This is a genomic window from Campylobacter sp. RM9333 (assembly GCF_020137705.1).
In the GTDB taxonomy this organism is placed as follows: Bacteria; Campylobacterota; Campylobacteria; order Campylobacterales; family Campylobacteraceae; genus Campylobacter_E.
In genome coordinates, this window is the sequence record NZ_JACGAY010000003.1 from 1 (window position 1) to 20603 (window position 20603).

The window sequence follows — 20603 nt, forward strand, 5'->3', positions numbered from 1 at the left end:
TAATAAACACTACAAAAGGAATTTCTTAATTGAAATTCCTTTTATTTATATAAAATACTTAAATTTAAATCATAGTTTTTTTTAAATTATTAATTCAAATTCTTGTAAAAATTAATGAAATTTAAAAAATATTTTTAAAAAATTTTATATGGACAGAATTTTGACATTCAATGTGTTATAATCAAGAAAAATCAAGAAAGGAGAATAAATGAAAGTTATTTTTTCTTTTATATGGGGGGGGGTATAACTCTTTAGAATATACTCAAAAACCTTCATCTATTTTTAAAGGAACTTAGAAAGCATTTTTTATCTAATCACAAATATTTAAAAATTAAAAATAAAAAGGATAAAAAATGGAAATCAAAAGAATTTTAACAGAATTTACAGACCTAGAAGAAAGTAAAAAAGAAATATTAAAAGAAAATATTTCAAACTTTGTTAAAGAAAAAGATAAATGTCTTGGTATTCATAATTTTGCTTTTCAATTTGTAAAAGATGAAACAAAATGCGTTGAAAAAAGATATTTAGATATTTTATTAAAAGATTTAGATTTTGATTTAGAAAACAGAATGAAATTAGCTGCTTTGATTGAAGAAGCATATCATATCAGCTTTAAATCAAAAGATATTTTAAACTATCAAAAACCAACTTCAACAGCATTAATACCTGATATATCTAATATAACAGAAGTTATGAAATACTATAAAGAACAAGAAGAATCTAAAGAAGAGTATGCAGAATTAGATGAGTTGTTAAACAAATCAGATTTAGATGAAGAAGATAAAAATAAGCTAAAGCTAAATATCAAAAAACTAGCAAACACAAAGCTAAATATATTAATTACAGGCGGAACAGGAGTTGGCAAAAGCTCTACTATTAATTCGCTTTTTAATATGGGTGATGAATACAAGCAAGAATTTAGCGAAATCGGAACTACTAGCAAACCACAAACAATGGAGATTAAAAAATACGAAATAGGAAAAAACCTTGTTTTATGGGATAGTCCAGGTTTAGGAGATGGGATAAAAGATAGTGAGCATATTGCAAAAATCAATAAAAAACTTCACGAAAAAGATAGCAAAGGAAATGCTTTAATAGATTTAGTTTTAGTTATTGTAGATGCAAAGACTCGTGATTTAGGCACTACCTATCATCTAATTACTAATGTAATAATCCCTGCCTTAGGAGAAAACGCAAAAGATAGAATATTAATAGCGCTTAATAAGTGTGATCAAGCTTTAGAAGGAGATTTTTGGGTGAAGGGTGATAGTCCTTATCCAGAAGAAGAGCTTATAAAATATCTTGATGAAAGTGTAAAGATAATTAGTGATAGGATATATGAGACAACTAGCGTAAGGATTGAGCCTATATATTATTCATCAGGTAAGAGCAGAAATGGCATTCAAGAAAACCCATATAATTTAGGAAAATTACTTAACTTCATCATTGATTATACTCCCATCAAAAAAAGAGCAGTATTTAAAGGTAAGGTAAACGAAAATAAAAACAATTGGAAAAGCAACGAAAAAGTAAAGCCTAATACAAATAATTTTAATTCATCAAACAATCAATCAACAAGCACCACAAAAGATTACAAAGCTTTAGCTGATGAAAAGATAGAAAAAAGCTTATGGGATAACTTATGCGATAATGTTGAAAAAGCAGTTGATTTTGTTGTTGAAAATAAAGAGAAGATTATGGCAGTAGGTGGATTTTTATTAAGTGCTGTAAATAAAATTTTTAAAAAATAAAAAAACAAAAAGAATTTGAAATATGACTTTCAAATTCTTTAAAGGAGTATAAATGCCAATAGCACCAAAGCCAAGCAAGTTTATTTGTCAAGATTGTGGGTATTCAGTGGTGATAATTCATAAAAGCGATTGCCTAAGTGCAAATGATTTACCACCATCTAAATGCCCTAAATGTAAAAATAGTGTTTGTTATGATAGAAAAAGAGCTAATACATTTGATATAGCTTTAGCAAAATTAAAGGAGATTTTATGAAAAAATATAAGCCTACCACAAAAGAAGAATTACAAGAGTTAGTAAGAGATACGAGAATTTATCTAGGTGATATTGATACAAGTTTAATTACTGATATGAGTAAATTGTTTTATAAAAGTTATAGAGGGGATTTTAGTGGGATAAACGAATGGGATACAAGTAATGTAACTAATATGAGTGGTATGTTTGCAGGTCGTATTGGTCTCGATCAACCATTAAACTTTGATACTTCAAATGTAACTGATATGAGTTATATGTTTTCACATTGTCTTTTCTTCAATCAACCATTAAACTTTGATACTTCAAATGTTACAAATATGAGTGGTATGTTTTTTGAGTGTGGTCGGTTTAATCAACCTTTAAATTTTAATACTTCCAATGTAGCTAATATGAGCAAGATGTTTTCAGGTTGTTATCACTTCAATCAACCATTAAACTTTGATACTTCAAAGGTTAATACTATGAGTCATATGTTTAATGGTTGTAGAAATTTTAAACAACCATTAAACTTTGATACTTCAAAGGTTAAATATATGAGCCATATGTTTGAAAATTGTGAGCGATTGAATCAATCTTTAAACTTTGACACTTCAAAGGTTATAAATATGAGTTATATGTTTTCAGGTTGTTATTACTTCAATCAACCATTAAACTTTAATACTTCAAGAGTTACAAATATGAGCTATATGTTTAATGGTTGTAGAAATTTTAAACAACCATTAAACTTTAATACTTCAAGAGTTACAAATATGTTTGGTATGTTTCTTTGGTGTAGTCTGTTTAATCAACCATTAAACTTTAATACTTCAAGAGTTACAAATATGAACAGTATGTTTATGGGATGTTATAACTTTAATCAATTACTAAACTTTGACACTTCAAAAGTAATTGATATGAGCTATATGTTTGCTAATTGTAAAAACTTCAATCAACCATTAAACTTTGATACTTCAAAAGTTAATTACATAGATAATATGTTTCAAGATTGCGATAGTTTAGAGCAATTGCCTAAATTTTATACAGATTTCATAGAAAAACACAAATAAGATTTAAGAATTTGAAATAAGAATTTCAAATTCTTATTTTTCAATTATCCTTGTAATATCGTTAAAGCTTGTAAATGTTTTTTAATATGATTTTCTTTTCTTAATCGTATAATTTATATAAAAATAAATTAAAATCGTAGATATTAAAGCAATAGCAAGAGTTAAAGTGCTATTGTGAATATCTCCTAATTTTAAAAAGCAAAATTTAAAAAACGCATTTAGAATACTAAATAAGGTAAAATAAAATAAAAAGCCTAAATCTTTATCGCCTTTATAAAAATTAATAATATTTTTACAATAGATTTTAGTCGCAGATATACTAAAATAACTCCATATCATAAGCAACAAAAAACCTAACAAAAAACCTCGAGCATAAGCATCATCGTCATCTATAAAAAACCATGGCAATAAGTATCTTAATGGTATTAAAGTAAGTATAAAAGTATCCATATATAACATTAAAAAAGACCAAGAAATTACATACAATAAAACAAGAAATATCAAAACTTTAAAACAAGTTGCAACAAAAACTTTTATTAATTTATTATATATCCATTCTATCACATTAGCCCTTATAAAATATGCAAATTAATATAGTGAAATTATAAGAATTTAAATCTTAAAACTCAAAATATAAAGCACAAAAATACTAGATACTTTTAATTATTTTAGATTAATTTAAAAAATTGATAAATCTAAAGCTTTAGATAAGCCCTCTAATATCCTAACACCACCTATTGAATTACCCTTGCTATCAAGTGCTGGTCCATAAACCCCTATCCCAAATTCTCTAGGGACAAGCGATACCATACCACCGCCCACACCACTTTTACATGGAAGTCCTACCCTTACAGCTATTTCTCCTGATAAATCATAAGTTCCACAAGTTAGCATTAAACTCTTAATCGTTCTAGCTATTTTTTTACTAACTATTTGCTTACCATCTTTAAGCCCATCATTAGCTAAAAATAATCCTAATTTAGCTAGGCTTTTTGTGTTAGCTAGTATTGAGCATTGTTTAAAATAAACTTCTAAAGCCACCTCAACATCATCACTAATAATCCCATCATTTTTCATAAAATACGCTAAGGCTCTATTTTTATTGCCTGTTTTATTTTCGCTTTCGTATATTTTAGTGCTTAATGACGCTTCATTATCATCAGTAATCAAACGAAAAAACTCAAGCACTCTATTAAATCTCTCTTCAGCATTTTTGCCTTTAATCATAGAAGCAACTGCAATAGCACCTGCGTTTATCATTGGATTAAATGGCTTTTTATTGTTTGATGTTTCAAGTTTCATAATTGAATTAAAGGCATCTCCTGTAGGCTCAACACCTACTTTTGAGAATACATACTCATAGTCATTATCTAATAAAGCTAACATTAAAGTAACTATTTTAGAAACACTTTGAATACTAAACCTTAGCTCACTATCACCCGAGCAAAAAACATTATAATCCTTATCAATCACGCAAACTCCCAAAGCGTCTAATTTAGCCTTGCTAAGCTCTGGGATATAATTTGCCAATCTTCCTAATTTTGTATATTTAATATTATCTTTTACTAATCTATCTAACAACTCTTGCATATTTAAATTATATTTCCTATCGCACTAATTAAACTACTTCCGCCTAAAATCACAGAAATTAAAGCGATGATAATACCTAAAAATATTTTAATATTGTTATTTTTATGATTTTTTAAAACCTTACTGCTTGATGTAATATACACCAAATAAACAACAATTACAGGTAGTATTATGCCATTTAGAATTTGAGCTGTAAATATTAAAGTTATAGGATTAAATCCAGTTGAAGAAACAATTACTCCAATTAATAATATTGCAGAACAGGTTAATTTAAAACGAATATCGTTATGCTTATAATCCCAACCTAAAAAAGCACTCATAACATAAGCAGCTCCCATAGGAGAACTGATAGAACAAGCAAGTCCAGCAGCAAATATACCAACACCCAAAACTATTTCAGCATAATTACCTAATAATGGTCTAAGTTGTATAGCCATATCAGAAGCATTTTTTACTTCCATTCCTATCATTGCAACACCAGCTGTAATTACAACAGCTGCTGTAATAATTCCACCTGTGGTTATAGAAAAATATATATCCCATTTTGATAGTTCTAATTCACTAGCATCTTTCCAAGTTCGTTTAGCGGTTGCTGAATGTATAAAAAAATTATAAGGCACAATAGTTGTCCCTATAATTGCAATGATAGTAAATAAACTGCCATCAGGAAAAGTAGGTAATAATAATCCTTGAAAAACTAAAGAAAAATCTGGCTTAACAACAAACATTGTTAAGATAAAAATCAAAGCCATTATAATAACCAATAGCATAAAGATTTTTTTGATAATATCAAAACTACCCATCCATAATAATACAAATACAAACAACCCCATATAAGGAGTAAGAGAAGTTATATTTATCCCAGTTATCGTTGATAGACCTAGTGCAGCACCAGTTAAATCCCCTGCATTATAAGCAGCACAACCTAAAACCACAGAACCGCCCACTAAAATTCCACTTAATATTTTTCCAATCTTACTTTTAAAAGTGTTTAATATGGCTTCGCCTAATCCCTTTTGAGTAATTATTCCAAGCCTTGCTGACATTTCTTGCAATATAATAGTAGCTATTATTGAAAATAAAACAGCCCAAAGTAAAGCAAAGCCAAATCCAGCTCCAGCCTTAGTGCAAGTTGTAATTGTTCCAGGGCCAACAAAAGAGCCAGTAACTACAGCTCCTGGCCCTATTGCTTTAATTTTATCCTTCCAAGTATATTTATTTTGCATAATTCCCCTTTATGTTTTTATATGTTATTTAATATTAAATCTATACTTAGTAAGGCCTGTTAAAAAATATATACTCATCCACACTGCTACATGCCCTGAAGTATTTTGTGGGTCTTTTCCTGGATATAATTCAACAAAATCAAACGCACTAGCACCTGCTTTTCCACATTCGTGCAACATCATAGCAAGCTCATATGTGCTAAGACCACAAGGATCAGGTGGGCCTGCTGGATTAAATGCTATATCTAAAACATCAGAGCATATAGTTACATAAATAGCTTCTGTGCCATTACTTGCAATTTTAATTGCTTCGCTTATAGCAGCTTTCCAACCCATTTCTTTTACTTGCATTCCAGTAATTACATGAGCTCCAAATTTTTTTGCTTCTTTTAAACCATTTGGATTGTTTCTAGGTCCTCTTATTCCAAAATGCACCATTTTTGTAGGGTCTATATAAGGGTCTTCGTATAATCTATGAAAAGGAGAACATCTAGCTAATTTTTCTTCGCCAAATTTATCCATATTATCCATATGTGCGTCAAAATGAATAATGCCTATATTTCCATTATGTGCCTTGGCAAACTCACTAATTAACGGAAATGATATTGAGTGATCACCTCCAAATACTACAGAGATTTTTTTGGCTTTCATTATTTTAGAATACTTATCTTTTATGCTATTAAAAGAAAAATCATAATTACCATTTTCTATAGCACAATCACCAAAATCTCCACCAGTAAAATAATCAAATACATCTAAATCAAATTCTGGTAAATATCCACCATATCTAACAGAAGCAGCTCTAATATTTTTTGTAGATAGCTCACAACCTGAATAATTACCATAAGTGCAAACCCCTTCCCAAGGCACACCCATTACTACAATATCATAATTGTTTAGTTCTTCATCATTATGAATCTTAGGTAACCCTAAAAATGATGGAACACCACTAAAAACTTCGCCAATTCTTCTACTAGGAACATAACAAATTGGTTTATCGTTCATAATCACTCCTTTTTTTAATATAGACTTTTATTATGGAATGAAATTATGTTTTTTATGATTTTTTTGATTAAATTTGATAAAAATCAATATTTTGTGTTACTTTTTGTAATTTTATTGCATAAGCTAAGATATTTTATAGAATAAAAAGTATTTAAAATCAACTCTAATGATTTTAAATCCATTGAAATATACTTCCTTTATTTTTATTTTCATTTTTATTGATTAATTTTTCTAATTTTTCTAAATCGCTTTTATTAAATTTATTAAAGGAAAGCTCATAAGATTTATAAAAAATCTTAAATCTTTTTCGCTTTAAAAAAATTCTTATAGTATTTTTAAAATTTATTTTAAAAAAATAATACTCTTTAATATCATCATATTTTATTTTGCTAACTCCTAAGCCTTTTACAAACACCAAGCAATCTTCATAGCAAATCACTCTTTTAACACCACAAAATATAATTAAAGTGCATAATATAATTACTACGCCGATTATTTTATAAATAATTAATTCATCTTTTAAAAAGCTTACAATACTAATAAATGAAAGCAGCATTAAAAATCCAAAAGTTATATGAACTAAATCAAATCTTTTTGGATTAATCACATAAATCGCATTGCTTGTATCAACTTCTCTTAATATATAAATTACAAGGATATAAATAGCGATAAAAATCATAAAATATAGCCAATTTTCTACTACAAAAATAAGCGAAATTAAACTAAATAAAACAATAGCAAAAAATTTTGATTTATCATAAAAATACTTCATTGATAAAACAAAATAATGAACAAACATATAAACAAACATTAAAAACAAATAATTTTCAATAAAACAAGATTTAATTGCAAGATATATAAAAACAGCATTTATAGGAGTTAAAGCAAATATAATTATGAATTTTAAAATTTCTTTAATCATTTAATATTTTTTATCTAATAATGTGTATTTTATTTGTTTATCTTGATTATAAATATCTAAGATTTCTTTTAATAAATAAACCACTTCTTCTTCGCTAAGTAAATTATTACCCGCAATATCTATGATTACAAATATAGCAGTATCAGTTGATAAACGCTTTTTATGCACAAGAAGTATTTTAATAATATCTGTTTTATATTTTAAAATCCAAAATATTCTATTTGAATTTAAATCACAATCAATAAAAAAGCAATCAAGCTCTTTATTAAGTAGTATTGTTTTTGTGTTGAATATGGTATCTTGTATATTATATTTAGTAAGTGCTTCATTTATTTTATATTTTTCATAAATTTCGTTATCAATTTGTATAGTTTTAAAATCTACTCTAAGCTGTGTATTGCCTATAAAACTTGATTTACTTTTAAAGAATTTCTTATATAACATTACTAATAAATAATAATACATAAATGGCAAAATCAAAGCTATTATTCCGCCTATTGATAAGGTCAAAACAGGAATAAAAGAAAGACAAAATACAATAGATAAAAACGCTTTACATAATTCTTTTGATACAACGCTATATATTATATGAGTTAAAAAACATAAAGGTATAATAAATATTGAGCCAATCAAACTTCCATAAGGTGCTTGTAAAATTGATAAATTATACATATCATTAGCAGAATATCCAAAAATAACCATCATAAACAAAAAACAATAAATAGGCGATATTGCAATTAAAATTACAATTTTTATCACAATTTTTTCCATTATAAAATCTCCTTTTGTTTATATGTATTCTCCTAGCACTTCTTCTCTTACATAAATTGTGCATTCTTCTTTTTCAGTCCAAAATCCATTAACTCCATAGACTTTTAAAATATCTTTTAGCAATTCTATGATTTCTTTTTCATTTAATATTTTATTGTTTTTTATAGATAGTATTTTCCAAACTATATCATATAAAGTTCCATTTGTTTTTATACGAAAATCTCGGTCTAAAATAATTTTTATTACTTCACCTTTGTAATACAATACCCATAATGACTTATCAAGTTTAGCATAGTCTAGCTTAGGGTCATCAAAATACATACAATTCATAAACCAGCAGTCTAATTCTTCATCTATTACAATATCCCAATCATAAGGAAATTTATGATATTGTCTGCCATACCAATCATCAGTATGTTCTGCGTAAATATAAGAAAGTGAGTATTTTTTATCTAATCTATCATCAATAATTGCATTTTTAAAAGCCATTTGCTTACCCCACCCCTTTTTAAACCAAATTCCTACTTAAAATTCCACAATTTTTAAAGAATTTGAATTAGGATTTAAAATATTTATTCTTTTATTATTTCATCTCTTACATATACTTTATAATCTTTTTCAATTTCGCCCCAAGCACCAGCTACATTATAAACATCTAATATTTCTTTAAGAAGATTTATAACTTCTTTTTCACTTAATAATTCATTGTTTTTAATATCAAAAATACTCCAAACTTTATCGTATAAAACACCATCTATTGTTATATCAAAATCATAATCAAGTATAACTTCAATCAAATTACCTTTATAATATAAAACCCACAAGCCTTTACTAAGTCTTGCACGCTCTAATTCAGGGTCTAAAAAATTATAACCTAGCATTATAAAACAATCTAATTCTTCATCTATTACTAAACGATATCTATTTGGCATCATATGATTTTGTTTATAATATAAGCTATCTGTATAATTGCAAAAAATATCTGTCATTTTGTATTTTTCATCAAGTTCTTTTGTAACTACTGCGTTCTTAAAAGCCATTATTTCTCCTTAATTTTAACTATTAAGTAAATATTATAAAAATTATTTTTTGTAAAGTAAAGAAGGTCTGAAGATATTCAAATTCCAAAATCGGAATTTGAAATTAAAATTATTTTATTCTTGAGCGTCACGCCATTCGTTTAGAACTTTTACTTCTTCATCGCTTAAAAATCCACTAAATGCAGAAAATCCACTAAGCGAATAAGCAGGGCAATCAATACTCTCATAATTTTTCTTAGCTTGATTTAATTCATAGCTAAATATTGAAAACACACCTTTTACATCTAATCCGTGAGACCTAGCAGCACCAACAGCAGCAATACTTGAACCGCCACTTGAGATTAAATCTTCTAGCACAACGCAAGTGCTTCCGTGCTTAAAGCTTCCTTCAATCATCTTTGCTCTTCCGTGGGTTTTGTTTTTTGATAATATATATACTAATGGTTTGTTTAATATATCAGCCACCCAAGCTCCGTGAGCAATAGCTCCAGTAGCAGTTGCTGCTATGTAATCAACATCTCCTGCTTTTTCTTTAATCAAATTCGCTAAATGATTTGCTATGATTTTACGCTCTTTTGGATAGCTAATTAACACACGATTATCACAATATATAGGGCTTTTAATACCACTTGAATATGTGAAAAATTCTTTAGTATTAATAAATATTGCTTCACAATCTTTTAATATTTTTACAACTTCACTTGCAACTTCTTTATTCATTTTCTTCTCCTTTTATACATTGAAAATAAGCTCTAATAGGATTAGAACTCTTTGTAATCATTCTACCAGCTACAATATAATCAATATTGTTTTCTATAGCAAATTTTGGCGTAGCAACCCTTGCTTGGTCATTTGCATCATTGCCTAAAAATCTAATGCCAGGCGTAAGAGCCTTAAGTCCTAAATCTTTAGCAAATTTTGCTTCATAAGCACTACTTACTATACCATCAAGACCTGCTTTTTTGCTGATTAAACAGCGTTGTTTTACGCAATCATTAATGCTTCCATTAAAGCCTAAATCATTTTTAAATTCTTCTTCTTCAAACGAAGTTAATACAGAAATTCCAAATAATTCACACTTGCTACCTAATTCATTTTTAGCATTAACAGCAGCCTTTAAAGCTTGCTCGCCTGCAAAAGAATGAAGGCTTAAAATATCAATATCATTTTTTAAAAGTGTCTTAGTAGCATTATAAATAGTATTTGGAATATCAATTAATTTTAAATCTAAAAATATATTAAAACCTAAGTCTTTTAGCTCTTTTAAAAAGTCATTTCCAGCTGTGTAGTATTGCCACATACCGACTTTTAAATAAGGCATAATTAATTTTAAATTATGCTCTTTTGCATAGTTTTCAAGATTTTTTGCTGATAGTTTTGATACAAATTCACGGCTTTGCTCTAAGGTGTCAAAATCTAATGCGATTATGGTTTTCAAATTCTCTCCTTTGATTTAATAAAATTATCTCTTTTTAACTCTTTACGACTTAGCATTATGCAAAAATTTATTAAATAAAACATATTGAATTTATATTTTTAAAAGTTATTTATTACATTATTTAAATAATATAATACAAAAATCAAAAGGAGAAAAAATGGACTTTTTGGACTCATTAAAACAAATCAAAACAGATATAAAAGAAAATGAAAAGAAAAAAGAGCAAGAATTAGAACTAGCAAAAATAAAACAAAAAGAAGAAGAATTAAGACAAGATTTCATAAATTATATGAATGAAAGCGGAGTTAAAAAAATCTAATTAAGATTTAGAAAATCTAAATCTTAATTAATTGAATTAAGTTTGTCTAATTCAAAAGGTGTAGTTTGATATACATAATAATTTAGCCAGTTTATATAAACGCAATTTGCGTGAGCTCTCCAAGTAAGTTTTGGGGGATTGTTTGGATTATCATCTTTATAATAATTATAAGGAATATCAACATCTAAGCCGTTTTTAATATCTCTTTTATACTCATTATCTAAAGTAGTGCGAGAGTATTCAGGATGACCTAGGACAAAAACTTGTCTTCTATCAGAACTTCTTATCAAATAGCTTCCTGCTAAATCGCTTTTAGCTAAAATCACTAAAGATTTATGATTTGCTAAGGCTAATTCATCAATTCCTGAATGCCTTGAATGTGGAGCTAAAAACACATCATCAATTCCCCTTAAAATCTCATCTTTACTATCAATTACATCGTGATAAAACACTCCGCTTAATTTCTTTTTTAAAGGAATTTTTGCAATATTGTAATGATAATTTAGCCCAAACATCGCACCATAGCATATATGAAGAGTGCTAAAAACATTGCTTTTGCTCCATTCTAAAATACTAACTAATTCATCATAATAAGTTATTTCGCTAAATTCATATTGTTCTAGCGGAGCTCCTGTTATTATCATTCCATCAAATTTTTTATGCTTTATCTCATCAAATACCAAATAATGCTCGTTTAAGTGGCTTTGACAAGTGTTTTTGCTCTCGTGACTTGCTATTCTTAAAAGCGTGATTTTTACTTGTAAAGGTGTATTAGAAAGCATTCTAAGTAATTCTAATTCAGTTTCTTCTTTGATTGGCATAAGGTTTAAAATCACAAGCTCTAATGGACGAATATCTTGAGAATTTGCTCTTGCTTCGTCCATTACGAAAATATTTTCATTTTCTAGTAAAACTTTTGCTGGAAGATTAGTTTTTATATTAACGGGCATTTTTTCTCCTTTTTTAACTAATTTTGCCATTTTTTACTTGCTAAATACTTAAAATAAAGTTAAACTAATATTTTTTTAAAGGAGAGAAAATGTTAAAACAAGATACTTTATGTATTCACGCAGGTTATGAGCCAAAAAATGGTGAAAGTAGGCAAGTGCCAATCATTCAATCAACTACTTACAAATACGATTCTTGTGAATTTATGGGAAAATTATTTGACTTAGAAGAAAGTGGATATTTTTACTCAAGAGTAGCAAATCCTACAAATGATTATGTAGCTAGTAAAATTGCTAAATTAGAAGGAGCAATTGCTGGGGTGCTAACTTCTAGCGGACAAGCGGCTATATTTTTTGCAATTACAAATATTTGTAAAGCAGGAGATCATTTGGTTTGCGTAAATGAGATTTATGGTGGAAGTATAAATCTAATAGGCGTAACACTTAAAAAATTTGGAATTGATTGCACCTTTATTAGTGCAAATAGCACAGATGATGAAATAAGAGCAGCTATTAAAGAAAACACAAAATTAATTTACGCTGAAAGCGTATCAAATCCTGCTTTAGTAGTGCTTGATATTAAAAGATTTGCAAATATTGCTCACGAAAATGAAATTCCATTAGTAATTGATAATACTTTTGCAACTCCTATTAATTGCCAGCCTATAAAACACGGAGCTGATATTGTTATTCATTCAGCTACTAAATATCTTGATGGGCATTCAAGTGTGATTGCTGGGGTTGTGCTTGATAGTGGTAATTTTGATTGGAGTAAGTATCCTAAAAAATTTGCAGATTTTAACACCCCTGATGAGTCATATCACGGATTAATCTATACGCAAAAATTTGGCAAATTAGCGTATATTGTAAAAATGATTGTTCAATTAATGAGAGATATAGGTGCTTGCTTACCTGCAACTAGTGCATATATGCTATCAACTCATATTGAAAGCCTACCTTTAAGAATGGCAAAACACTGCGAAAATGCGAAAAAAATTGCAGAATTTTTAGAAAATAATGAATATATTGAAAGCGTAAATTGCCCTATGCTAAAAAGTAGTCCTTATTATAATCTAGCTTTAGAATATATGCCTAATGGGGTTTGTGGGGTTATTAGCTTTACATTAAAAGCAAATAAAGCTAAGGCAGTTAAGTTTTTAGATAGCTTAAAATTAATAATGATAGCAACTCATGTAGCTGATGCAAGAAGCTGTATTTTACACCCTGCAAGTCATACTCATAGACAATTAAATGAAGCTGAATTAATAAAAGCTGGAGTTAGCGAAGGTCTTGTAAGGCTTTCTGTTGGTATTGAAAATGCTGATGATTTAATAGCTGATATTAAACAAGCATTAGAGGTTACTTTTAAGTAATTCGTATTTGAAATTCTTATAAAATTATAAGAATTTCAATCTATATTATTTATCTTTTAAGTCCATTTACGATTGATAGCATTTCATCACTTGTAGTGATTGCTTTAGAGTTTGCTTCATAAGCTCTTTGACCTGTGATTAAATCAGTCATTTCTTCTACTAATTGCACGTTACTCATCTCTACGAAGTTTTGCTTAATTTGACCAAAACCATTAGTCCCGCCAGTGCCAACTACAACTGCTCCACTAGCACTAGTTTCAAGGAAATTATTATCCCCTAATGCGTGTAAGCCACTAGGATTTATGAAGTTTGCTAATTCAATTTGACCTAGTTGCACTGCTTCAGGATTACCCGCTTGAATTACACTTACAACCCCATCAGTTCCTATCCCAATAGCAACTGCATCTTCAGGAATTGTAATTTCAGGGATTAATCTATATCCATCACTATTTACGATAGTTCCTTCGCTATCTAGCTTAAAAGCACCATTTCTTGTATATGCCGTAGTGCCATCAGGTAGCTGAACTTGGAAAAAACCATTACCTGCTATTACCATATCTAATTGATTGCCTGTTTCTTTAAAATAACCTTGTGTAAATTGTTTTGTAATTGCTGTTGGGCGAACTCCAAGACCTACTTCAATACCTGTTGGACTTTGCGTTGTTGTGCTTGTGCTAGTGCCTGCGTATTCCATTACTTGATACATTAAATCAGCAAATTCTGCTCTATTTTTTTTGTATCCCATAGTATTTACATTGGCAATATTATGAGATGTTGTATCAATTTGTGTTTGCTGTGCTATCATTCCTGTTGCTGCTGTATATAAAGACCTAAGCATTTTTACTCCTATTTAACATTTGCTAATTTATTTATTGCGTCGCTATTTAGCTCATCCATATGGCTAGTCATTACTTTTTGATACATTTCAACTAAACGATGAGTTTCTATAAGACCTACCATTTCATTAACGGCATTTACATTACTCATTTCTAAAAACCCGCTCGCAAGTGCATTTGAACCCTCAAAATCTTGCATTTTAGTTAAATCATCTAGTTTATAAAGATTATCTCCTATCTTTTCTAAATCCCTTGTGTCATCCATCCTAGCTACAAAAATCCTATTTGCTACTTCACCATCTAAATAGACATTTCCATCTGAATCAATAGTTAATCTTTGATTATCTCCTACTTGAATGCCATCATTTGCAGGGTCTTCAAAATAATTTGAGCTTAATAATCTATCTCCATTTTTTGTAACTATAAAGCCATCTTCATCTAGGCTAAATGCTCCATTTTTGCTAAATTTCACACTACCATCTGATGAGCGAACCATAAAAAAACAATCACTTCTTTTGATTGCAATATCTAAAGGATTGTTGGTCGGACGGATTGCACCTACGCTAAAATCTGTGTATTCTATATCAATATTAGGAACTCTATTTATGGTTTGATTTATGTATTTTGCAGCTTGTTTTGTATGATTATCAATTGGCATATTTTGCATTTCTTCATCATAAAGCCTTTTAAAATCAGCAATTACTACATTATCTCTTTTATAACCTGCAGTATTTACATTAGCTAAATTATTAGAGATAACATTTAAGCGATTTAGTTGAGTAACCATTGCTCCTGTAGCTTGATAAAATCCGTTTTGCATAACTTTCCTTAAATATTTTATATTTTGATAAAAGCAAAACTTATTCCAAAATAAGATAAACTTCTAAAAATTTTTAGAGTTTATCTTAAAATCAAATTCTTTATTTTTTATTTTTCATAATTTTGTCAAAAAATACAGAATTTAAAAAAGCAATTAAACATATGAAAATAATGTAATATCCACTACCAATATCAAATTTTCCGTGTGATTGAACTACGATAATTGGAGTTAAAAATCCTGCTATTGCATAAGCTAAATTATAAGAAAATCCTATGCCTGTATATCTAATACTAGCCTTATAAAGCCTGCACATAAATAATGATGTAAAATTAACAATACCACCAAAAAACGCCGAAGCAAAATAAAATATACAAGTTGAAGCAAAATCCTTTAAAACATATAAAGAATAAAAATACATAGTGCTAGTAAAAACTAATAAAATAGCAAAAATTTTGCAAACTAAACTAGCTTTAAATCTATCAGCCAATGCCCCGCAAACAACAAGTCCAATCATCATACTAACACTAGCAATAATTTGTAAACTAGTATTTAAAGCAGGATTGATATTTAAAATACCTTTCATAAAATTAGGCATCATTATCAAAAATACTAAAACACAAGCAGTAAGAACAATAGTTAAAAACATTGATAAAATTATTTCCATTTTATAATCTTTAATGACTGATTTTATAGGAAAATCGCTTAATTGTTTTTCGGCTTGAAGTTGCTTAAAAATAGGAGTTTCTTGCAAAAATCTTCTAAGATAAATGCTAATTAGACCAAAAATACCGCCGATTAAGAAAGGAATTCTATACGCATAATCTTTTATTTCATCTTCTGTGAAATTTAGTTGAAGCAATAACGCACTTAAAGCTCCTAAAGTAATACCACCACAAACCCCGCTTGTTAAAACTCCTAAAAATAATGCCTTTTTATTATCAGGACTATGTTCATATATAAAAGCCCAAGCACCAGGTAACTCTCCACCAATCGCAACGCCTTGAACTAATCTAATAATTAATAATATAGCTATTGCAAAATAGCCAATTTGCTCATAAGTAGGCATAATCGCAAAAATAAATGTAGGAATTACCATTAAAATAATGCTTAATAAAAACATATTTTTCCTACCAAACTTATCTCCAAAATGTGCCATTATAACTCCACCTAATGGACGAGCTAAATACCCTGCAGCAAAAGCTCCATAAGTATTTAATAATTTTATACTCTCATCAAGCTCTTTTGGAAAAAAATGATGTGTAAAATACGGAGTAAATAATGCAAATATAATAAAATCATAAAATTCTAATGTCCCACCTAATGCACTTAATGCTAAGGTTTTTGTATCTTTTTTTGTAATAGTTTTCATCAAATTCCTTTAAATTTCTTTGTTTTTTTTATTTCTAATTTTGATTTTGTTAATGATTATTAATTTGAGTAAGAGTATATAGGTAAGGCTTTGCCTTACCAATAGATATAAGTTTTTGTAGATTTAATATCTGCGTAGTTTAAAATTGTGCCATCTTCTAAAGTGATTTTTTCATCATCAGCACTAAGTAATTTTGAGATAATTTCTTCTTTTTCTTTAGTTTTAATTTTTAGTATCTCACCTATACTAAGTTTAAAATGCTCTATTTTAGTAAGCTTTCTTTCAAGTCCAGGAGAGCTTACTTCTAAAAAGTATTTTTCATCTGTAGGTGGATTTAAATCAAGTATAGGAGAAATCAATCTACTAAATTGCTCGCAATCATCAAGGCTAACTGATTTATTTTCTCCATCTTTTAAGATGAAAATTCTATAAATAAAGTTATTGCCTTCTTTTGCTAATTCAGTATCATAAATCACTAAATTAAGCTGTTTAGCTAAATTCTCTAGCTCCATTTATTTCTTTTCCTTATTAATTTGCTTAAATAATTCTTCTATTCTATTAATTTTGTCTAAACTATCGTCAAACCTAAAATGAAAATTTGGACATCTATACATACCAAGTGCTCCTAAACAATGAGCTTGCAATACTTTACTAACTCTTTTTAGCTTAGAAAGAACTAAATTTTGTTCATCTTTTGTAAGCGACATTTTATCTAAATATATAAAAGCATCATAACGACCCTTTTTACAATCTACATCATTTACTAATAGACCGCTTAATAAAGGATCATCTAAGTTTGCTAAAGCTTCTCCTACTAATTCCTTTAGCAAACTTTGTGTTCTTAGGCGTTTTATTTGTGCTTTATCATTCATTATAAACTAGCCTTACTTTGAACTTCTTTATAACTTTCTATAAAATCGCCTTCTCTCATATCGTTAAATCCAACGATACCAACACCACATTCATAACCTTTGCTAACTTCTCTAGCGTCGTCTTTAAAGCGTTTAAGTGAACTAATCTCTCCTTCAAACACTACAACACCTTCACGAATAACACGGATTTTAGCCCCTCTTACTATACTTCCATCAGTTACCATACATCCTGCTATTTGTCCTACTTTTGGCACATTGATTACTTGTCTAATTTCAGCTTGTCCGAGTTGCTCTTCGCTAATAATAGGACTCATTAAACCACCTAAAATAGCCTTAATCTCATCAATTAAATTGTAAATTACATTATATGTTTTAATCTCAACCTTAGCTTCTTTTGCTTTTTCCTTAATATCCCCTGTTGGACGAACATTAAAGCCAACTATAACACCACCGCTAGCTTGTGCTAAAGCAATATCTCCTTGAGATATTCCACCAACACCACCTAAAACAATATCAACTTTTACCTCATCATTTGAAAGCTTTTCAAGACTTCCTCTAATAGCTTCTAATGTTCCACCTACATCGGCTTTTAAAATAACAGGTAATGATTTTAAATTCCCTTCTTTAATTTTTGCACTTAATTCATCAAGGCTTACTTTTGTTGATTTGCTTAATTCTTTTTGTCTTAAATATTCGTGGCGTTTTTGTGCGTAATCTCTTGCTTCTTTATCAGTCGCAACACTAATTAATGTCTCACCTGCATCAGGAATTTCATTAAGACCCATAATTACACCGCACTCGCCTGGTAAAATCTCTTTTAATGCGTTACCTTTGCTATCTGTAATGCTTTTTACCCTACCATAAGCAATGCCTGCTACAACGGTATCTCCTACTCTTAGCGTTCCATTTTCCATAATCACAGTAGTTACTACACCACGACCTTTTTGTAAAGAACTTTCAACTATATTTGCTTTTGCAGCTGTATTCTTATTTGCTTTAAGCTCTAGAATTTCAGCTTGTAATAAGATAATTTCAAGTAAATCTTCAATTCCAGTTCCCTTTAAAGCACTAATATGAACGAATTCATGACTTCCACCCCACTCAGTTGGCATAATATCAAGCTCTGCTAATTGAGTTTTAACTCTATCAGGGTTTGCTGCTTCTTTATCTATTTTATTAACAGCGATAATGATTGGAACACCAGCTGCTTTTGCATGCGAAATTGCTTCTTTTGTTTGTGGTTTTACACCATCATCAGCTGCAACAACAATAATTACTATATCAGTAACACTAGCACCCCTAGCTCTCATAGCTGAAAATGCTTCGTGACCTGGAGTATCAATAAAGGTTATATTTTTACCATTTTTATTAACCATATAAGCACCAACGTGCTGAGTAATTCCACCTGCTTCGCCACTTGCTACACGACTATTTCTAATATAATCAAGCAAACTTGTCTTACCATGATCAACATGACCCATAATTGTTACAACAGGAACTTTAATATCTTTTAATTCTTCTTGATTTTCTTCATAATCAGCAACATAATCAAATTGTGCAGTCTCATCAAAAAAGCTTATTTCAATTCCAAACTCAAGTCCTAAAATCTCAATAGTTTCTTCATCTAAGAAATCATTTTTAGTAGTCATCATTCCTTGCATAAATAATTTTGAAATTAATTCACTATCTTTTTTACCTAACTTCTCTGCTAATTCATAAAGTCTTATTTCTTTAGGAATTTTAATACTTGTAATTTCTTCGCTACTTTGTTCTTTTTTATATGCTTTTGATTTTTTACGGCGAGACCTTGCTATTGAAGTATTTGTAAATTGATTGATTTGGTTATTAAATGCACTTCTTAATGAAGTTTGTGCCTTTGCAGGCTTTTCAATATCTTCTTTTCTTTCATTAAATGAAAAATCAGGCATAACCACAACATCATCTTCATCATCATTAATCTCTGCAAAATTAGTATCAAAATCCATCTTAGATGAACTTTCTTTTCTTGCTGCTGGAACTATTTTTTTAGCTTTTTTCTTTTTTAAACTCTCATCTGTGCTAAATATTGAAGCAAACGATACGGGCTCTTTTGATTGAGCTTTAGGCTTAACCTCTTCTTTAACTTCTTCTTTTGCTGCATTTTTCTTCTTAATAATTACTAAGCCACGGCGTTTTTCAAGCCCACTTCTTGCAAGACTTACAGGTTCTTCTTGCACTAATTCTTCTTTTGCTATTTCTTTGCTTTTCATTTCTTCTTTAACTTCTACCTTAGTGATTTTTTCTTCTACTATTTTTTCTTCTTTAGTTTCTTGTTTATCTTCTTTGGTTTCTTCTTTAAGAATTTCTTTTTGTTTGCTTTCAGTTTTTTTTGTTTTTTCAATCTTTTCAGTCTTTGTACTTTTTTCAGCTTTTTCAGTTTTACTTTTTGTTGTTTTAGAAGTAGTTGATTTTGTACTAGATTTTTTGGCACTTTTACTTGATTTTGCAACTTCATCTTTTAAAATTTGTTGAATTGTTCCATTTTTTAAATACTCATATATTGCTGCTGCTACATCTTCACTTACAGCTTTTTGAGGTGATTTATAATCAAATCCTAATTCATTAATTTTTTCTAAAGTTTCTTTATTTTGATAACCTAATTCCGCTGCTATTTCACTAATTTTTATATTCGCCATTTAAAAACCTTTCTTTTAATTTACTAGCAAGTTCTTTTTTATCTATATTAATTTTTATAACTTTTTGCAAAGACTTTAAAAAATCACTATCATCTTTTTTAAGGCATTCATCACATAAATACATACTTCTACCGCTATTAAATTGAAATAAAACTTCATTTAAAGACACTTGAAAACGCTTTAAATCAGTTTGATTTTTTCTAATCTTGCAAATAATACACATTCTAATAGGTTTTGCTTTTTTCATAATCTTTTAATTTTAATTGTTTTTGCTTAACAGAAGTCTTAAAAGCTTTATTTTCAAACATTTTAATTTTCTATTCTAAATTCTTTAAAAGATTTAGAATAGA

General features: G+C 28.7%; 23 protein-coding genes. 5 read left to right on the forward strand and 18 right to left on the reverse strand.

The genetic code is table 11. The features are described from left to right. Nucleotides 1-353 precede the first annotated feature (353 nt). Genes AVBRAN9333_RS01840 through AVBRAN9333_RS01850 form a run of 3 tightly spaced genes read left to right on the forward strand, consistent with a single transcriptional unit; the run spans nt 354 to nt 3050 of the window. Nucleotides 354-1751 (forward strand): GTPase family protein, encoded by a 1398-nt coding sequence (locus AVBRAN9333_RS01840; RefSeq protein ID WP_336608276.1) that lies wholly within the window; start codon nt 354-356, stop codon nt 1749-1751. A 52-nt stretch (nt 1752-1803) separates the two neighbouring features. Beyond that, a complete protein-coding gene (locus AVBRAN9333_RS01845) occupies nt 1804-2004 on the forward strand; it encodes a hypothetical protein (protein ID WP_336608277.1) in 201 nt (66 codons plus the stop codon). Then, nucleotides 2001-3050, forward strand: coding sequence for a BspA family leucine-rich repeat surface protein (locus AVBRAN9333_RS01850; protein WP_336608278.1), 1050 nt, complete (start codon nt 2001-2003; stop codon nt 3048-3050). Before AVBRAN9333_RS01845 ends, AVBRAN9333_RS01850 begins: the two co-directional genes overlap by 4 nt. Nucleotides 3051-3131: 81 nt before the next feature. On the opposite strand, the gene AVBRAN9333_RS01855 is transcribed toward AVBRAN9333_RS01850, so the two are convergent. The 10 genes from AVBRAN9333_RS01855 to pyrF form a co-directional block, all read right to left on the reverse strand. After that, nucleotides 3132-3614: a hypothetical protein gene (locus tag AVBRAN9333_RS01855; RefSeq protein ID WP_336608279.1), complete on the reverse strand. Its 483-nt coding sequence runs from the start codon at nt 3612-3614 to the stop codon at nt 3132-3134. Nucleotides 3615-3728: 114 nt separating this feature from the next. Next, nucleotides 3729-4640: a glutaminase A gene (gene glsA / locus AVBRAN9333_RS01860; RefSeq protein ID WP_214150556.1), complete on the reverse strand. Its 912-nt coding sequence runs from the start codon at nt 4638-4640 to the stop codon at nt 3729-3731. A 2-nt stretch (nt 4641-4642) separates the two neighbouring features. Then, entirely contained in the window at nt 4643-5866 is a 1224-nt protein-coding gene (locus AVBRAN9333_RS01865; protein ID WP_336608280.1) for an Nramp family divalent metal transporter, read from the reverse strand. Nucleotides 5867-5890: 24 nt separating this feature from the next. Then, nucleotides 5891-6871, reverse strand: a complete 981-nt coding sequence (locus AVBRAN9333_RS01870; protein ID WP_239803038.1) for an agmatinase family protein — start codon at nt 6869-6871, stop codon at nt 5891-5893. A gap of 172 nt (nt 6872-7043) precedes the next feature. After that, nucleotides 7044-7793: a hypothetical protein gene (locus tag AVBRAN9333_RS01875; protein ID WP_336609337.1), complete on the reverse strand. Its 750-nt coding sequence runs from the start codon at nt 7791-7793 to the stop codon at nt 7044-7046. After that, on the reverse strand, nt 7794-8564 hold the full coding sequence (locus AVBRAN9333_RS01880; protein WP_336609338.1) for a hypothetical protein: 771 nt from the start codon (nt 8562-8564) through the stop codon (nt 7794-7796). It abuts the gene before it with no gap. An 18-nt stretch (nt 8565-8582) separates the two neighbouring features. Then, the gene (locus AVBRAN9333_RS01885) at nt 8583-9053 is read right to left on the reverse strand and encodes a hypothetical protein (protein WP_336609339.1); all 471 of its coding nucleotides are present in this window, start codon (nt 9051-9053) and stop codon (nt 8583-8585) included. Nucleotides 9054-9136: 83 nt separating this feature from the next. Next, a complete protein-coding gene (locus tag AVBRAN9333_RS01890; protein ID WP_336609340.1) occupies nt 9137-9604 on the reverse strand; it encodes a hypothetical protein in 468 nt (155 codons plus the stop codon). 114 nt (nt 9605-9718) lie between these two features. Beyond that, complete coding sequence (pyrE, locus tag AVBRAN9333_RS01895) at nt 9719-10324, reverse strand: orotate phosphoribosyltransferase (protein ID WP_214116805.1); 606 nt, start codon at nt 10322-10324, stop codon at nt 9719-9721. Continuing rightward, nucleotides 10317-11042 carry an orotidine-5'-phosphate decarboxylase gene (pyrF, locus tag AVBRAN9333_RS01900; RefSeq protein ID WP_214116806.1) on the reverse strand — a complete coding sequence of 242 codons (726 nt, stop codon included), beginning with the start codon at nt 11040-11042 and terminating at the stop codon, nt 10317-10319. Before pyrF ends, pyrE begins: the two co-directional genes overlap by 8 nt. A 157-nt stretch (nt 11043-11199) precedes the next feature. Between pyrF and AVBRAN9333_RS01905 the strand changes: the two genes are divergently transcribed. After that, complete coding sequence (locus AVBRAN9333_RS01905; RefSeq protein ID WP_214116808.1) at nt 11200-11361, forward strand: hypothetical protein; 162 nt, start codon at nt 11200-11202, stop codon at nt 11359-11361. Between the two features lie 23 nt (nt 11362-11384). Here AVBRAN9333_RS01905 and AVBRAN9333_RS01910 read toward each other — a convergent pair whose 3' ends face one another. Then, a complete protein-coding gene (locus AVBRAN9333_RS01910) occupies nt 11385-12311 on the reverse strand; it encodes a homoserine O-succinyltransferase (protein WP_214149860.1) in 927 nt (308 codons plus the stop codon). Between the two features lie 89 nt (nt 12312-12400). Here AVBRAN9333_RS01910 and AVBRAN9333_RS01915 point away from each other — a divergent pair, with 89 nt between their 5' ends. Next, nucleotides 12401-13681 carry an O-acetylhomoserine aminocarboxypropyltransferase/cysteine synthase family protein gene (locus tag AVBRAN9333_RS01915; RefSeq protein ID WP_214116812.1) on the forward strand — a complete coding sequence of 427 codons (1281 nt, stop codon included), beginning with the start codon at nt 12401-12403 and terminating at the stop codon, nt 13679-13681. Nucleotides 13682-13730: 49 nt separating this feature from the next. Here the strand turns inward: AVBRAN9333_RS01915 and flgG are convergent, their stop codons facing one another. The 7 genes from flgG to AVBRAN9333_RS01950 form a co-directional block, all read right to left on the reverse strand. Next, a complete protein-coding gene (gene flgG / locus AVBRAN9333_RS01920) occupies nt 13731-14519 on the reverse strand; it encodes a flagellar basal-body rod protein FlgG (RefSeq protein WP_214116814.1) in 789 nt (262 codons plus the stop codon). Between the two features lie 8 nt (nt 14520-14527). Next, nucleotides 14528-15337 carry a flagellar hook-basal body protein gene (locus tag AVBRAN9333_RS01925; protein WP_214116815.1) on the reverse strand — a complete coding sequence of 270 codons (810 nt, stop codon included), beginning with the start codon at nt 15335-15337 and terminating at the stop codon, nt 14528-14530. A 100-nt stretch (nt 15338-15437) separates the two neighbouring features. Next, nucleotides 15438-16706 (reverse strand): MFS transporter, encoded by a 1269-nt coding sequence (locus AVBRAN9333_RS01930; RefSeq protein ID WP_336609341.1) that lies wholly within the window; start codon nt 16704-16706, stop codon nt 15438-15440. A gap of 95 nt (nt 16707-16801) precedes the next feature. Next, nucleotides 16802-17218, reverse strand: a complete 417-nt coding sequence (locus tag AVBRAN9333_RS01935; RefSeq protein WP_214116819.1) for a ribosome maturation factor — start codon at nt 17216-17218, stop codon at nt 16802-16804. Then, nucleotides 17219-17578 carry a 30S ribosome-binding factor RbfA gene (gene rbfA, locus AVBRAN9333_RS01940; protein ID WP_214116821.1) on the reverse strand — a complete coding sequence of 120 codons (360 nt, stop codon included), beginning with the start codon at nt 17576-17578 and terminating at the stop codon, nt 17219-17221. It lies immediately after the preceding gene. Next, nucleotides 17578-20253: a translation initiation factor IF-2 gene (gene infB / locus AVBRAN9333_RS01945; RefSeq protein ID WP_214119782.1), complete on the reverse strand. Its 2676-nt coding sequence runs from the start codon at nt 20251-20253 to the stop codon at nt 17578-17580. Before infB ends, rbfA begins: the two co-directional genes overlap by 1 nt. Next, a complete protein-coding gene (locus tag AVBRAN9333_RS01950; RefSeq protein ID WP_214116825.1) occupies nt 20234-20500 on the reverse strand; it encodes a DUF448 domain-containing protein in 267 nt (88 codons plus the stop codon). Before AVBRAN9333_RS01950 ends, infB begins: the two co-directional genes overlap by 20 nt. Nucleotides 20501-20603 lie beyond the last annotated feature (103 nt).